At 71.0% G+C, this 14,763-nt stretch carries 12 protein-coding genes; 3 read left to right on the forward strand and 9 right to left on the reverse strand.

Annotated features, from left to right (window positions below; genetic code table 11):
* The 3 genes from FFT10_RS18965 to FFT10_RS18975 all read right to left on the reverse strand — a co-directional run.
* The coding region (locus FFT10_RS18965; RefSeq protein WP_137734439.1) for an ATP-binding cassette domain-containing protein at window positions 1–862 on the reverse strand (862 nt) is incomplete at its 3' end.
* Window positions 859–1,887, reverse strand: coding sequence for an ABC transporter ATP-binding protein (locus tag FFT10_RS18970; RefSeq protein ID WP_137734440.1), 1,029 nt, complete (start codon window positions 1,885–1,887; stop codon window positions 859–861). The genes FFT10_RS18970 and FFT10_RS18965, both read right to left, overlap by 4 nt.
* Window positions 1,884–2,414, reverse strand: coding sequence for a class IV adenylate cyclase (locus tag FFT10_RS18975; protein WP_137734441.1), 531 nt, complete (start codon window positions 2,412–2,414; stop codon window positions 1,884–1,886). The genes FFT10_RS18970 and FFT10_RS18975 overlap by 4 nt, the downstream gene beginning before the upstream one ends.
* Before the next feature lie 192 nt (window positions 2,415–2,606).
* On the opposite strand from FFT10_RS18975, the gene FFT10_RS18980 reads away from it, so the two are divergent.
* Entirely contained in the window at window positions 2,607–3,467 is an 861-nt protein-coding gene (locus tag FFT10_RS18980; protein WP_162520843.1) for a MipA/OmpV family protein, read from the forward strand.
* Here FFT10_RS18980 and infA read toward each other — a convergent pair whose 3' ends face one another.
* From infA to FFT10_RS18995, 3 genes are all read right to left on the reverse strand, one after another.
* Window positions 3,468–3,728: a translation initiation factor IF-1 gene (gene infA, locus FFT10_RS18985; protein ID WP_137734443.1), complete on the reverse strand. Its 261-nt coding sequence runs from the start codon at window positions 3,726–3,728 to the stop codon at window positions 3,468–3,470.
* Between the two features lie 218 nt (window positions 3,729–3,946).
* Window positions 3,947–4,816 (reverse strand): ABC transporter permease, encoded by an 870-nt coding sequence (locus FFT10_RS18990; protein ID WP_137734444.1) that lies wholly within the window; start codon window positions 4,814–4,816, stop codon window positions 3,947–3,949.
* The gene (locus tag FFT10_RS18995; protein WP_137734445.1) at window positions 4,813–5,775 is read right to left on the reverse strand and encodes an ABC transporter permease; all 963 of its coding nucleotides are present in this window, start codon (window positions 5,773–5,775) and stop codon (window positions 4,813–4,815) included. Before FFT10_RS18995 ends, FFT10_RS18990 begins: the two co-directional genes overlap by 4 nt.
* Before the next feature lie 127 nt (window positions 5,776–5,902).
* On the opposite strand from FFT10_RS18995, the gene FFT10_RS19000 reads away from it, so the two are divergent.
* On the forward strand, window positions 5,903–8,062 hold the full coding sequence (locus FFT10_RS19000; protein ID WP_228027184.1) for a S9 family peptidase: 2,160 nt from the start codon (window positions 5,903–5,905) through the stop codon (window positions 8,060–8,062).
* A 30-nt stretch (window positions 8,063–8,092) separates the two neighbouring features.
* Here FFT10_RS19000 and amaB read toward each other — a convergent pair whose 3' ends face one another.
* Window positions 8,093–9,607 carry an L-piperidine-6-carboxylate dehydrogenase gene (amaB, locus tag FFT10_RS19005; RefSeq protein WP_137734446.1) on the reverse strand — a complete coding sequence of 505 codons (1,515 nt, stop codon included), beginning with the start codon at window positions 9,605–9,607 and terminating at the stop codon, window positions 8,093–8,095.
* 18 nt (window positions 9,608–9,625) lie between these two features.
* Window positions 9,626–10,720 carry a saccharopine dehydrogenase family protein gene (locus tag FFT10_RS19010; RefSeq protein WP_137734447.1) on the reverse strand — a complete coding sequence of 365 codons (1,095 nt, stop codon included), beginning with the start codon at window positions 10,718–10,720 and terminating at the stop codon, window positions 9,626–9,628.
* 136 nt (window positions 10,721–10,856) lie between these two features.
* Between FFT10_RS19010 and FFT10_RS19015 the strand changes: the two genes are divergently transcribed.
* Window positions 10,857–11,294, forward strand: coding sequence for an Lrp/AsnC family transcriptional regulator (locus tag FFT10_RS19015; RefSeq protein ID WP_137734448.1), 438 nt, complete (start codon window positions 10,857–10,859; stop codon window positions 11,292–11,294).
* A gap of 48 nt (window positions 11,295–11,342) precedes the next feature.
* On the opposite strand, the gene FFT10_RS19020 is transcribed toward FFT10_RS19015, so the two are convergent.
* Window positions 11,343–14,630, reverse strand: coding sequence for a TonB-dependent receptor (locus FFT10_RS19020; protein ID WP_137734449.1), 3,288 nt, complete (start codon window positions 14,628–14,630; stop codon window positions 11,343–11,345).
* Between the last annotated feature and the right edge of the window lie 133 nt (window positions 14,631–14,763).

The following is a 14,763-nucleotide window of genomic DNA, read 5'->3' on the forward strand; positions in this document are numbered from 1 at the left end:
CCGCGGCGCCGGGGTCGGCATCGGCGGGCAGCAGGCTGCGCTGGCGGCGGCTGGCGGCGGCCTGGGCGCGCGGGCGGGCGCCGGGCACGGCCTCCATCAGCGCGCGGGTGTAGGGGTGGGCGGCGGCGTTGAACAGCGTCTCGGGCGTGCCCTGCTCCACCACCCGGCCCTGGTAGAGCACGATGACCTCGTCGCACACCAGGTCCACCACCGCCAGGTCGTGGCTGATGAACAGGTAGGTCACGCCCAGCCGGTCCTGCAGGTCCTGCATCAGGTTCAGCACCTGGGCCTGCACCGACACATCCAGCGCGCTGACCGGCTCGTCGGCCACGATCAGCTGCGGGTGGGTGACCAGGGCGCGGGCGATGGCGATGCGCTGGCGCTGGCCGCCGGAGAACTCATGCGGGTACTTGGACACATCGCTGGCGCGCAGGCCCACCGCATCCAGCATCTCGGCGGCGCGCTGCTGCATCTGCGCCGGCGCGGTCTCGCCCTGCGCGGCCAGCGGCTCGGCGACGATGCGGCCGACGGTCTGCCGTGGGTCCAGCGAGCCGAACGGATCCTGGAACACCATCTGGAAGCTGGCCCGGGCGCGGCGCAGCGCGGCGGCATCCAGCCGGTGCAGGTCCTGTCCGGCCAGGCGCACGCTGCCCGCGGTGGGGGCTTCCAGCGCCATCACCAGGCGGGCCAGCGTGCTCTTGCCCGAGCCCGACTCGCCCACCACGCCCAGGCTGCGGCCGGCGCGCAGCTGGAAACTGACGCCCTGCAGCGCCCGCACCACCGGCGGCGCGGCCAGCAGCCGCTGGCGCGGCAGGGTGTAGCGCTTGACGAGGTCGGTGACCTCAAGGAGGGTGTCCGTCATGCGAGCCCCTGCGCCGCATCCAGCCGCAGGCAGCGCGCCAGATGGTCGGGGGTGATCTGCAGCGGCGGCGGCGGGCCGGCGCGGCAGGCGTCCTGCGCCAGGCCGCAGCGGTCGGCAAAGCCGCAGCCTGCCGGCAGGTCGATCAGCTCGGGCACGCGGCCGGGGATGGTGGCCAGGCGGTGGCGGCGGCCGGCGCCCCCGGCAGACTGGGCCGCGGCGCGCAGCCCCAGCTGCGGCCGGGCGGCGAACAGGCCGCGGGTGTAGGGATGGGCGCGGTGGTGGAAGACCGCCTCCGTCGGCCCGGCCTCGACCACCGTGCCGCCGTACATCACCAGCAGCCGCTCCACGTTCTCGGCCATCACGCCCAGGTCGTGGCTGATCAGCAGCAGGGCCATGCCGTCCTCGGCCACCAGCTGGGCGATCAGGTCCAGCACCTCGCGCTGGATGGTCACGTCCAGCGCGGTGGTGGGCTCGTCGGCGATCAGCACATCGGGCCCGCAGGCCAGCGCGATGGCAATGACCACCCGCTGGCGCTGGCCGCCCGATAGCTGGTGCGGATAGGCCTCCAGCCGCTGCGCCGCCTGCGGCAGCTGCACCCGCTCCAGCAGGCGCAGCGCCTCGGCGCGGGCGGCGCTGGCACTCAGGCCCTTGTGCAGGCGCAGCGGCTCGGCGATCTGGTGGCCGATGCGGTGCAGCGGGTTCAGCGCGGTCATCGGTTCCTGGAAGACCATGGCCAGGCGGTTGCCGCGCAGCTGGCACCAGCTGTCCTCGGGCAGGCCCAGCAGCTCGCGGCCGTCGAGCCGGAGGCTGCCGGCCGCGCGGGCCGATTCGGGCAGCAGGCCCATCAGCGCCAGCGCGGTGATGCTCTTGCCGCAGCCTGATTCGCCGATCAGGCCCAGCGTCTGGCCGCGCTGCAGCTGGAACGAGATGCCGCGCAGCGCATCGGCCGGGCCGCGGGGCGTGTTCAGCGTGACGCGCAGGTCGTCCACCGCCAGCAGCGGTGCCTGGCCAGCAACGCCTGTCATCGGCCGCCGGCGCCCTGCGCGCGCAGCAGGTCGAGGTAGGCGCCCTGCAGCAGCTGCGACGGCTCCACGCCCAGGCGGGCCATCAGGTCGTGGGCGATGGCGGTGCCGTCGGCCTCGGTCTGGCCGGGCTGCAGCACCACCTCCAGCTCGAGGAACTCACCCAGGCCCTCGACCTGGTCGAGGTGGATGCGCGTGGGCCCCACCAGCACCAGGATGCGGTGCTTGCGCACCCGGCCGACCAGGCCGCAGGCGCGGGTGAGCGCCTCGCGCAGGCTGTCGGGGTCGGCCACCGGCACCAGCACATAGTCCGACAGCTTGGGACCGGCGGCATCGGGCCGGTGGTAGTGGATCAGCTCGCCGCTGCCGTCGCTGAACACGCGCAGCTTCAGCCGGCCATGCGGCACGGCGAAGAAGCTGTCGTCCTGGTGGATGCGCTGCAGGTGCTTGTCGTCGCTGAGCGCCTGGGCCAGTGGCAGCAGCGCGTCCACGCTGGCGATGCGGGCCTTGATCTCGACATTGGCGGGCATGGTCAGTCCCGCCCTGCCGTTCCGAAGGGACGGACAGCGCCCGCGGGGGGCAGCGAACGGCGTGAGCGTGGGGGCGTCATCACAGGATTGTGGGGCATCGGCTCGGCGCTTAAGGCGTGCTTCAGAAGCCGGCCGCACACTGCCGCGGTCGCGGCGCCGGGCATGCCGGCCCGCATGCGCCCTGGAGACTGGATGCCCTTGACCGCCCCCCCGGCTGCACGCCGCCTGCTTGCAGGCCTGCCCGTCGGCCTGCTGCTGCCGCTGATCGCCCTGGCCCAGGCCGCGCCTGCACCGGCTGAACTGGCCGAGCCGGTGGCCGGCAGCAGCCTGACCTACGCGCTGGGCCTGGCGGTGATCGACGCCCCCACCTATGCCGGCGCCAGCGACCGCGTGCAGAAGCTGCGGCCGCTGTGGTCGGTGCGCTACGGGCGCTTCCGCCTCAGCGGCGCGCGCTCGTCCGGGCTGCTGGGCGCGCCCACCACCGAGAAGCATTCCGGTGCCAGCGCCGACCTGATCGAAGGCGACCGCTGGTCGCTGAACCTGGGCCTGCGCTTCGACAACGGCCGCGGTCCGGGCGACGACCCGGCACTGGCTGGCCTGCCGGAGATCCGCAGCACCCTGCGCGGGCGCCTGAACCTGGGGTGGAAGCCGGGCCGCGGCTTCAGCACCAGCCTGGCCTACTCGGCCGATCTGCTGGGGCGCGACGGTGGCGGCCAGCTGGGCTGGGGCCTGGGCTACGGCTGGGCGCCATGGCCGGCGACGCGGGCCTCGGTGGGGGTGGGCGCCACCTGGGCCGACAGCCGCCACATGCAGACCTACTTCGGCATCGCGCCCGATGTGGCGCTGCGCACCGGCCGCGCCGCCTACGCGGCGGACGCCGGGCTGCTGGATGTGCACGCCGGCGCGGTGCTGCAGGTGCCGCTGGGCAGCCGCTGGACGCTGGTGGGGGGCCTGGCGCTGTCGCAGCTGCAGGGCGACGCCGCCCGCAGCCCGCTCACCCGCCAGGCGACATCGGCCACGGCCAGCCTGGCGCTGGCGTGGCGGTCGCGCTGATCAGCGCGCGCTGCGCTGCTGGTCGGGGCCCGGGCCCCGGCGCTCGATGTGGCGGAAGGTGATGCGGCCCTTGCTCAGGTCGTAGGCCGACAGCTCCAGCGACACCGCGTCGCCCGCCAGGATGCGGATGTGGTGCTTGCGCATCTTGCCGGAGGTGTAGGCAATCAGCTCGTGGCCGTTGTCCAGCGTGACGCGGTAACGCGAGTCGGGCAGGACTTCGGTCACCTTGCCCTGCATCTCGATCAGTTCTTCCTTGGCCATGGGGCGGGGATCTCCGGAAATTGGGTACTGGGGCACTGCGCCATCGGATGGGCAGGCAGAGGGTCGGCGGCAGGCCCGGGGCCGGCGACCCGAGGGGCGCCGATGGGAGCGGAGCCGGGGTGCGGACAGTCGGGGGCCGTGCAGATGCCGTGCGGGAAGCTCGGTGCGCCGGCGCACGCCAAACGCAGGCAACCCACGATTGTACGCCGGGCGGCGTGTCAGCGCTTGCGCGCCAGCTTGGGGTCGAGCAGATCGCGCAGGCCGTCGCCCATCAGGTTCAGGCCCAGCACGCTCAGCGCGATGGCCACGCCGGGGTAGACGGCCAGCATCGGCGCCTGGAACAGCAGGGTCTGTGCCTCGTTGAGCATGCGGCCCCAGCTGGGCTGCGGCGGCTGCGTGCCCAGGCCCAGGTAGCTGAGCGCCGCCTCGGCCAGGATGGCGGTGGCGAACGAGATCGTGGCCTGCACGATCAGCACGCTGGCGATGTTGGGCAGCACATGGTTGACCGTGATGCGCCACGGCCCGAAGCCGGCTGCGCGCGATGCGAGCACATACTCACGCGCCCACACCGCCTGCGACGCGCCGCGGCTGATGCGGGCGAACACCGGGATGTTGAAGATGCCGATGGCCAGGATGCCGGTGAACAGCCCGGGCCCGTAGATGGCGCCCAGCATGATGGCCGACAGCAGCGCCGGGAAGGCGAAGGTGAAGTCGGCCGCGCGCATCACCAGCTCGTCCACCCAGCCGCGGCGGGCGGCGGCCAGGCAGCCCAGGGCCACGCCGATCACCACGCCGATGCTCACCGCCACCAGGCCCACGACGATGGCGTTCTGCGCGCCGACCAGCAGCTGGCTGGCGATGTCGCGGCCCAGGCTGTCGGTGCCCAGCCAGTGGGCGGCGCTGGGCGGCTGCAGCTTGGACGGGATGTCGATCTCGGCCGGCGGGTAGGGCGACCAGAACAGGCTGACCACGGCGGCCAGCAGCAGCAGCGCCGACAGTGTGGCGCCGACCAGGAAGCTGGGGTTGCGCAGCGCGCGCGCGCCGAAGCCGGGCAGGCCACGCGGCTGCGGGATGGTGGCGGCGCTCATGCGTCAGACGCCTTCAAGCGCGGGTCGACCACCGCATACAGCACGTCGACCAGGAAGTTGACCACCACCACCACCGCCACCAGGCCCATGACGACATCCCGCACCACCACCAGGTCGCGGTTGGCGATGGCCTGGAACACCAGCCGGCCGATGCCGGGCAGCACGAACACGTTCTCGACCACGATGGTGCCGGTGATCAGGTTGGCGAACTGCAGGCCCATGATGGTGAGCACCGGGATCATGGCGTTGCGCAGCACATGGCGCCACAGCGTCTGCCGGCGGGACAGGCCCTTGGCGCGGGCGGTGCGCACATAGTCCTCGCGCATCACTTCCAGCACCGCCGAGCGGGTGACCCGCGCCAGGATCGCCGCCTGCACCAGCGCCAGCGCGATGGCCGGCAGGATCAGCGCCTTCAGACCGTCGACCAGGCCGCCGCCGTCATCTTCCGTCCAGCCGGGAAAGCCCCCCGCGCTGACCCACTGCAGCTGCACCGCGAACAGCAGGATCAGCAGGATCGCGAACCAGAAGCTTGGAATGGCGATGCCCAGCTGGCTGGCGGCCATCACGCTCACGTCGCCCAGGCGGTTGTGGCGGGCGGCGGCGTAGATGCCCAGGGCCAGGGCCAGCACCGTGGTCAGCACCATCGCCAGCACGCCCAGCGGCAGCGTCACCTGCAGCCGCTCGGCGATCAGCTCGGCGGTGGGTGTGTCGTAGGAGAAGCTGTTGGCCGTGCGGCCCTGCAGCAGGCCGGCCACCCAGTGCAGGTAGCGCTGCAGCGGCGGCTGGTCCAGGCCCAGCTTCTTCTCCAGCGCGGCGATGGACTCGGGCGTGGCCGTCTCGCCCAGCATCACCTGGGCCACGTTGCCCGGCAGCAGCTCCAGCACGGTGAACACCAGCACCGAGGCCACGGCCAGCGTGGCCAGGAAGGTGAACAGGCGCTTGAAGAGGAAGACGCTCATGCAGGAACGGGAGGGGACGGCAGCGCCCGCATGATGCCCGAAGCCCGCGCCGTGCCTGGACGGCCGCCACAATGCACAGCCACGGCGCCGCCACCACCCCACGCAGCGCCGCACCGACGGAGCCCCCATGAAGGACCTGACCCGCACCGCGCTGCGGCACACCCGCAGCACCATCGGCGCCCTGCTGCTCGCCGGCCTGGCCACGCTGGCCATGGCCCAGGCCGCCGGCCCGGTGGCGCCGAAGACGCCGCAGGACGTGACGGTGCACGGCGATGCCCGCACCGACGACTACTTCTGGATGCGCCAGCGCGACGACCCGCGCCTGCTGCCGCATCTGAAGTCCGAGAACGCCCATGCCGAGGCCTGGCTGGCGCCGCACCGCGGCCTGCAGAAGACGCTGTACGACGAGATGCTGGGCCGCATCCAGCAGGACGACGAGGCCGTGCCCTGGCGCCAGGGCCGCTGGTGGTACTCCAGCCGCACCAAGGAAGGCGCGGCCTATCCGATCCACATCCGCCGCGCCGCGGTGGGGCCCGACCGCCGCTTCGACCCCGCCGCGCCCGAGCAGGTGCTGTTCGACCTGAACCGCATGGCCGAGGGCAAGAAGTACCTGTCGCTGCCGCTGCAGGAGGTCAGCCCCGACGGACGGCGCGTGGCCTTCGCCACCGACGAGACCGGCGGCCGCGACTATGTGCTGCAGCTGCGCGACATCACCACCGGCCGCGACCTGGACTGGCGCGTTCCCGAGGTCAGCAGCGCCGCCTGGGCGGCCGACAGCCGCACGCTGTTCTACGTGACCATGGACGCCGCCAAGCGCAGCCACCAGCTGTGGCGCGCCGTACCCGGCAGCGGCAAGCCGGCGGTGCTGGTGCACACCGAGCCCGATGCCCGCTTCGACATCCAGGTGCGCAGCACCCGCGATGGCCGCTGGCTGGTGCTGGAGACCGGCAGCAAGGATGAATCGGACGCCCGCGTGCTCGATGCCCGGGCGCCCACCAGCGCCTGGCGCACCGTGCTGCCGCGCCGCCCCGGCGTGCTGTACGACCTGGACCACCGCGCCGGCCTGTTCTACCTGCGCATCAACGACACCGGGCCCGACTTCCGCCTGGTGACGGTGGACGCCCGCGCGCCGCAGCGCGGCACGCCCACCGAGCTGATCGCCGCCGCGCCGGGCCTGATGCTGGAGCGGGTGGATGTGTTCCGCCACCACCTGGTGGTGACCGAGCGGCGCAACGGCCTGCATGCGCTGCGGGTGCGCGACCTGCGCCGCGGCGCGGCTGCCGCGGCCGAGCACCTGGTGCAGTTCGACGAGGCCGCCTACAGCGTGGAAGCGCGCCAGAACGCCGAGTTCGACACCACCAGCTTCCGCTTCGCCTATGAATCGATGGTGACGCCGGCCACGGTGTACGACTACCAGCTGGACACGCGCGAGCGCGTGCTGCGCAAGCGCCAGCCGGTGCTGGGCGGCTACGACCCGGCGCGCTACGCCACCGAGCGCATCAGCGCCCGCGCGCCCGACGGCACGGCCGTGCCGGTCTCGCTGGTCTGGCGGCGCGACCTGCGCCGCCCCGGTCCGCAGCCGCTGCTGCTGTACGGCTACGGCAGCTACGGTGCGCCCACCGATCCGTTCTTCAGCAGCCCCCGGCTGTCGCTGCTGGACCGCGGCGTGGTGTTCGCCATCGCCCACATCCGCGGCGGCGGCGAGCTGGGCCGCAGCTGGTACCAGGCCGGCAAGATGGAGCGCAAGCAGAACACCTTCAGCGACTTCATCGCCAGCGCCGAGACGCTGATCGCCCGCGGCTTCACCAGCCCGGCGCAGCTGGCCATCCTGGGCGGCAGCGCCGGCGGCCTGCTGATGGGCGCGGTGGTGAACCAGCGGCCGGAGCTGTTCCGCGCGGTGGTGTCGGAGGTGCCGTTCGTCGACGTGATCAACACCATGCTCGACGAGACCATCCCGCTGACCACCAGCGAGTTCCAGGAATGGGGCAACCCCAAGGTGCTGGCGCAGTACCGCTGGATCCGCGCCTACAGCCCCTACGACAACCTGAAGCCCGGCGCCTACCCGGCGATGCTGGTGCGCACCGGCCTGAACGACAGCCAGGTGCCCTACTGGGAGCCGGCCAAGTACGTGGCGAAGCTGCGCACGCTGAAGACAGATGCCAACCCGCTGCTGTTCAAGGTGAACCTGGAGGTGGGCCACGGCGGCAGCTCGGGCCGCTTCGATGCGCTGAACGAGCGGGCCGAGGCCTATGCCTTCCTGCTGGCGCAGTGGGGCATCGACAAGTGATGCCCCGGAAGCGAGGCCCCGGCCGGGGGCTCAGATGTCGAACTTGACGCCCTGGGCGAGCGGCAGCGCGCGCGAGTAGTTCACCGTGTTGGTGGCGCGGCGCATGTAGTTCTTCCAGGCGTCGCTGCCGCTCTCGCGGCCGCCGCCGGTCTCCTTCTCGCCGCCGAAGGCGCCGCCGATCTCGGCACCGCTGGTGCCGATGTTGACGTTGGCGATGCCGCAATCACTGCCCGAGGCGGCCAAGAAGGCCTCGGCCTCGCGCAGGTCATTGGTGAAGATGGCCGACGACAGGCCCTGCGGCACGCCGTTCTGCAGCGCGATGGCCTCGTCGAGGGACGCGTAGGTCAACAGGTAGAGGATGGGCGCGAAGGTCTCGTGCTGCACCACCACCGTCTGCGCCGGCATGCGCACCAGGGCCGGCGCGGCGTACCAGGCGTCGGCATGGCCGCCCACCGGCACGCGCGCGCCACCAGCCACCGTGCCCCCCTGGTCACGCGCCTGGTCCAGCGCGGCCTGCATCGCGTTGAACGCCGTCTCGTCCACCAGCGGGCCGACCAGCACGCCGGGCGTGCGCGGATCACCCACCTGCAGGCTGGCGCGGGCGCGCTCCAGCCGCGCCGCCAGTTCATCGTGGATGCTGGCGTGCGCGATCACCCGGCGCGTGGTGGTGCAACGTTGGCCCGCCGTGCCGTAGGCGCCGAACAGGATGCCGCGCACCGCCAGGTCCAGATCGGCCGTGGGGGCCACGATGATGGCGTTGTTGCCGCCCAGCTCCAGCAGGCAGCGGCCGAAGCGCGCCGCCACCCGCGGGCCGACCGCCCGGCCCATGCGGGTGGAGCCGGTGGCCGACACCAGGGCCACCCGCGCATCGTCCACCAACGCCTCGCCCACCGGCGCCAGGCCGTTGAGCAGCTGGCTCAGATCGTCAGGCGCCTCATTGCCCGCCGCACGGAAGTCGCGCAGCGCCGCATCGAACAGCGCCTGCGTGGCCAGTGCCGTCAGCGGTGTCTTCTCGCTGGGCTTCCAGACCACGCTGTCACCGCAGACCAGGGCCAGCGCGGCGTTCCAGGCCCACACCGCGACAGGGAAGTTGAAGGCGCTGATCACGCCCACCACACCCAGCGGATGCCACTGCTCCATCATGCGGTGGCCGGGGCGCTCGCTGGCGATGGTCAGGCCGTGCAGCTGGCGTGACAGGCCCACCGCGAAGTCGCAGATGTCGATCATCTCCTGCACCTCGCCCTCGCCCTCGCTGCTGACCTTGCCGGCCTCCAGCGTGACCAGCGCGGCCAGCGCCGCCTTGTGGGTGCGCAGCTGGGCGCCGAACAGGCGCACCAGCTCGCCGCGGCGCGGCGCCGGGGTGTTGCGCCAGGCCAGGAAGGCCGCATGGGCGCGGCCGACGGCGGCCGTCACATCGGCCGGCGTGGCCGCATGCACCAGGCCGGTGGTGCTGCCGTCGATCGGCGAGCGGGCGCGCAGCGTGCCGCCGGTGAAGGCGGCTTCGGGCACGCCGAGGGTGGTGAGAAGGGTGTGTGCAGTGCTCATGCCGGCATCATCCATCAATCAACCGATGCTCTCGACCTGGCGGCTCTGCTGGTAGGCCTTGCCGAAGCGGTTGGCCAGGAAGTCGGGCAGCGCCACCTGCTCTTGCCGGATGAAGCCGCTTTGCGGCAGCTTGCCTTCGCGGAACAGGTCCACCGCCGCGCAGATGCCGGCGGCGGTGGTGATCTGGATGGCCGACAGCGGGTGTGTCTCCGACCGGTCGGCAAAGATCTTGCGCGCGAACACCTCCTGCAGCAGCTGGCCGTCGCGCAGGCCGCTGACGGTGACGAACACCAGCACCACATCCTGCATGGTGCCGGGCACGCTCTTGCGCAGGATGTCCTTCAGCGTGGCCTGGTCGTCCTTCAGTTGCAGATCTTCCAGCAGCAGCTTCATCAGCGCCTGGTGGCCGGGGTAGCGCACGCTCTTGTAGTCCAGCGTGCGCACGCGGCCGGCCAGCGTGTTGCACAACGTGCCGAGGCCGCCGCTGGTGTTGAAGGCCTCGTACTCGGTGCCGTCCAGGCTGAAGTGCTCCAGGCCTTCGAGCGGCAGCACCTCCAGCGTCTGGCCGTCGCGGATGGCCTCGCAGGGGTGGCAGTACTCGTTGATCAGGCCGTCCACGCTCCAGGTCAGGTTGTACTTCAGCGCGTTGGTGGGAAAGGCCGGCAGCGCGCCGACGCGCATCTTCACGTCGTGCAGGGTGTCGAAGCCCTGGGCCAGGTGGTGGGCCACGATGCCGATGAAGCCCGGCGCCAGGCCGCACTGCGGCATGAAGGCGGTGCGGGCGCCGTCGGCCAGCTGCTGGATGGCGCGGGTGGCGGCCACGTCCTCGGTCAGGTCGAAGTAGTGGCAGCCGGCCTCGCGGGCCAGCGTGGCGGTGGCAATCGCCAGGTGGTAGGGCAGTGCGTTGACCGCGGCGTCGTGGCCGCGCAGCGCGGCCAGCAGGGCGGGCTGGTCCTCGGTGTCGACCTGGCGGGTGGTGATGCCCGGGCCCGACACGCGCGCCAGCGCCTGCGGGTTCTTGTCGATCAGGGTGACCTGGTAGTCGCCGGTGGCGGCCAGCAGGCGGGCGATGGTCTGGCCGATGTGGCCGGCGCCGAGCAGGGCGATGTGCATGGGAGGCTCCGTGGGCAGGTGGGCAATGCCGGCAGTCTGCGGAACCTCGGTGACGGATGAAAGCGTGAGTTCGTCGAAAGACTGCGGTGTTTCGACGTTTTGTCAACCAGCATTGCCGAAACGGCAGAATGCAGCCATGGAGCCCGACGACCTCGACCGCCAGCTGATCAGCCTGCTGCAGGCCAACGCCCGCGAAAGCACCGCCAACCTGGCGCGCAAGCTGGGGGTGGCCCGCACCACCGTGGTGGCGCGGCTGGCGCGGCTGGAGCGCAGCGGCGTGGTCGTGGGCTACACCCTGCGCCTGGGGCAGGATGCCGCGCGGCCGCCGCTGCGGGCGCATGTGGGCATCACCGTGCAGCCACGCAGCGGCCCGGCGGTGGTGGCAGCGCTGGGCAAGCTGCCCGAGCTGGTGCAGCTGAGCAGCGTCAGCGGCGAGTTCGACTACATCGCCGTGCTGCAGGCGCCCAGCACCCAGCGGCTGGATGCGCTGCTCGATGCCATCGGCCAGGTGGACGGCGTGCTCAAGACGACGACCTCGGTGGTGCTGGCGGTGCGCATCGACCGCCAGGCATGACAAAGGGGCGCCGTGGCGCCCCTTGTCAGCTGTGGCGGTGCGCCGCCGTCAGAACTCGTAGCGCAGCGTCACCTGGGCGGCCCACTGGCTCTCGCCCTTGGTCTGCTTGGTGGTGAAGTCTTCGACCTCGTTCTGGGTGTTGTAGATGTACTTGCCCGCGGCGTTGATGCCGGCGTAGTTGACGAAGCTGCGGGCGCTGCCGCCGCGGCTGAGCACGCCGCCGATGTTGCCGCCATTGAAACCCACCTCGTCGATGCGGCCCCAGCGCTTGTTGATCAGGTTGCCGACGTTGAGGATGTCCAGCGAGATCACGCCCTTGTGCTTGCCGAACAGGCCCGGCAGCTCCTGGCTGATGCGCAGGTCGAAGGTGTTCACCCAGGGCGCATAACCGCTGTTGCGGCTGACCACCCGGCCCTTGGCCGACGACAGCTCGCTGTTGCCGTTGACGATGGCCCAGAAACGGTCCTCGTTGGCCTGCTTCTCGGCAGCGGTGGCGCCGAAGAACTCCACCTCACCCGAGCCCGGCGCGCTGGGGATGTACATCAGGTCGTTGCCCGAGATGCCGTCGCCGTTCAGGTCATTGCGGTAGGTCCAGCTGAACGGGCGGCCACGCCGGCCTTCGTAGAACAGGCCGAGCGAGGTCTTGTAGCTGCCGACGAAGGCCTTGCCCCAGGTCACACCGCTGGTCACCCGGTCGCGGATCATGTAGGCCGAGCGGCCGGCCTTTTCCTCGTTGGGATCGAAGATGGCCCGGCCGTTCCAGTTGGAGATGGCGGTCGATGAGGTGAGCGGGTTGACTTCGGTGGCCTCGGTGTAGGTGTAGGCCACGTTCCAGTTCAGGCTGCGCGCCACCGAGCCCGACAGCGACAGGGTGAGCGCATCGCCGCGGCCGCCGGTGGTGTTCTCGGCCAGCAGCACGTCGCTGAAGGCGGCGTTGCGGTTGGCACGGTTGCGCACAGCCGCCACCGGGGCGTCGGCGCCGGTCCAGCCCGCGGCGGTGCGGCCGACGGCGTTGTAGAACAGCGGCCGGCCATCGGGACCGGTGGCAGTGGGCGCGCCCAGGTTCAGGTGGGTGTAGTGCAGGCTGGACTTGACGTCGGTGTGCACCCACTCGGCGCTGGCCAGCATGCCCCACCAGGGCAGTTCATGGTCAACGGCGAGGTTGAACTTCCAGATCGACGGCTGGCGCAGGTTGGGCGCGATCACGTCAACCGCCGCCGCCGGCACCGAGCCGGTAATCAGCGGCTGGTTGGCGGTATCCGGGGTGAACAGCAGGCCGGCCGGGCAAGGCGTGGTGCCCACGCCGCAGGTGAACGAGGCATTGAACATGCCGGTGTTCTGGTACGGGTTGGTCAGCCAGACGCTGGCCGCCGAGCCTTCGAACAGGCCGGCACCACCGCGCACCTGCAGGCGGCGGCCATCCTTGGGCGTGAGGTTGAGGTTGAAGCCCACCCGTGGCTGCAGCAGCGTGCGGCCGTCCATGGTGGCGGTGTTGTCCAGGCCGAAGGCGGTCTTGAAGGCGGGGTTGGCGAACGGCTTGTCGCCGGTCATCGCGTGGTCCACGCGCAGGCCGCCCATCAGGGTGAGCTGGCGGTTGACCTTCCAGGTGTCCTGCAGGAACAGGCCCAGGTTCTGCAGGTTCCAGTCGGCGGCGCCGTCCTCGATCTTGGTGCCGTTGATCGGCACGCGCAGGGTGTAGGTGGTGGGCGTGCCGGCGATGAACAGCGCCACCGGGTCGGCGCCACTGAACTGGTAGACGCCCTTGCTGTTGTTGACGAACGCGTTGAAGATGTCGTTGGACTGGTAGTCGGCGCCGAACTTCAGCTCATGGTCGCCCAGGTTCCAGGTGGCGCCCAGGTAGGTGTCCAGCGTGCTGGTGTCGATGCGGTTGAAGTGCCGGAACTGCTCCATGCCGAAGCGCAGCGTGCGGGTGCGGCCGCTGGTGCCGGCCGGCGGTGCGCCGGTGAATTCGAGTGCGATCTGCGGCAGGTCGGCGATCGACTTGGGCTCGCTCTGGTAGCCGCGCTTGGAGATCTTGAACTCGGTGGAGAAGTTGTCGGTCCAGTCGGCAAACCACTGACCCACCAGCGAATCATTGACCTTGGTCTCGGTGTACCAGTAGGTGTTCAGCGACAGCGTGGTGGGGCTGAAGCCGGCAAAGATCGGCTCGGTCTGCTCGGTCTTGCTGTAGCGCACGCTGGCACGGTGGCGGTCGGTGATGTTCCAGTCGAACTTGAGCAGGGTGTCCTTGACCAGCAGCTCGGCGCCGGCAGGCGTGGTCGCCGTGCCGGCGTCGAAGCCGTAGCCGCGGGCCGCTGCCTGGGCCGCGGTGATCTGCTCGGGCGTGATGCCCACATTGGTCAGCGTGCTGCCCACCGGGCCGAAGGCCGGCGTGGAGCGCGAGCTGCTGTACTCCTCGTAGCCGCCGAAGAAGAACAGCTTGTCCTTGATGATCGGCCCACCCAGGGTGAAGCCCTTGGTGGTGTCCTTGAAGGCGGCCGGGTCGCTGTAGGTGTTGGTGGTGCGGTTGTAGCGCTTGCCCGCCAGGTCTTCGTCGCGGAAGACGTAGTACAGGCTGCCGCTGAAGTCGTTGCCGCCGCTCTTGGTGACCGCATTGATGTTGGCGCCGGTGTAGCCCTTCTGCGTCACATCGAAGTTGCTGACGTTGATCTGCACCGACTGGATGGCGTCCATCGAGATCGGCTGCTTCAGCGTCGGCAGGTTGTTGCTCTCCAGGCCGAACGGGTCGTTGATGCTGCTGCCGTCGATGGTGATGGAGTTGAAGCGGCTGTTCTGGCCCAGGGCCGAGATCTCGCCGCGGTCCTTGTCGGTCTGGGCCACGCGGGCGTCGGTGCGGGCGTAGTCCTGCAGGTTGCGCTGGATCGACGGCAGCGCGTTGATCTGGGCGCTGCCCAGCTGCGTGCCCGCGCCCATGTTGCCGCGGTTGAAGGTCTGGTTGATGGCCGCGCCAGTGACCACCACGGTGGCGGTGCCCAGGGTGGCGTCCAGCGTCAGCGTCTCGGCCAGCGCCAGGTTGATGCCGTCACGCGTCTCGGTCTGCCCGCCCTGGCGGATGGTGATGGTATACGGGCCGCCGGTGCGCAGGCCGCGGGCGGCGTAGCGGCCGTCGCTGTCGGTGGTGGCGGTGCTGACCGAACCCGAGGGTGTGTGCAGGATGGTCACCGTGGCGCCAGCCACGGCCTTGCCGGCGGGGTCGACCACCCGGCCGCCCACAGCCGAGGTGGTGTTCTGCGCCATCACGGGCGCGGCAACGACGATGGCCACGGCAGCGCTCAGCGCATGGCGGGAAAAGCTGGTCCAGGGGTGGTGGCGCATCGGTGGGTTCTCCTCGGTTCGTGGGTGTCGGCCAACTGGGTGGCTGCCGGTTCAGCAAGTTGCCTGCCAGCAGCTGGCGCACGCCAGCTCGGCAAAACTCCTGATCATCCAGTCAGATTGTGACAATGCTGTT

This window comes from Pseudaquabacterium pictum (assembly GCF_005403045.1).
Lineage (GTDB): Bacteria > Pseudomonadota > Gammaproteobacteria > Burkholderiales > Burkholderiaceae_C > Pseudaquabacterium > Pseudaquabacterium pictum.

Coding starts and splice junctions, on each gene's coding strand:
- FFT10_RS18970 (WP_137734440.1), bottom strand. CDS start 1,887: ATGACAGGCGTTGCTGGCCAGGCACCGCTGCTGGCGGTGGACGACCTG.
- FFT10_RS18975 (WP_137734441.1), bottom strand. CDS start 2,414: ATGCCCGCCAATGTCGAGATCAAGGCCCGCATCGCCAGCGTGGACGCG.
- FFT10_RS18980 (WP_162520843.1), top strand. CDS start 2,607: ATGCCCTTGACCGCCCCCCCGGCTGCACGCCGCCTGCTTGCAGGCCTG.
- infA (WP_137734443.1), bottom strand. CDS start 3,728: ATGGCCAAGGAAGAACTGATCGAGATGCAGGGCAAGGTGACCGAAGTC.
- FFT10_RS18990 (WP_137734444.1), bottom strand. CDS start 4,816: ATGAGCGCCGCCACCATCCCGCAGCCGCGTGGCCTGCCCGGCTTCGGC.
- FFT10_RS18995 (WP_137734445.1), bottom strand. CDS start 5,775: ATGAGCGTCTTCCTCTTCAAGCGCCTGTTCACCTTCCTGGCCACGCTG.
- FFT10_RS19000 (WP_228027184.1), top strand. CDS start 5,903: ATGAAGGACCTGACCCGCACCGCGCTGCGGCACACCCGCAGCACCATC.
- amaB (WP_137734446.1), bottom strand. CDS start 9,607: ATGAGCACTGCACACACCCTTCTCACCACCCTCGGCGTGCCCGAAGCC.
- FFT10_RS19010 (WP_137734447.1), bottom strand. CDS start 10,720: ATGCACATCGCCCTGCTCGGCGCCGGCCACATCGGCCAGACCATCGCC.
- FFT10_RS19015 (WP_137734448.1), top strand. CDS start 10,857: ATGGAGCCCGACGACCTCGACCGCCAGCTGATCAGCCTGCTGCAGGCC.
- FFT10_RS19020 (WP_137734449.1), bottom strand. CDS start 14,630: ATGCGCCACCACCCCTGGACCAGCTTTTCCCGCCATGCGCTGAGCGCT.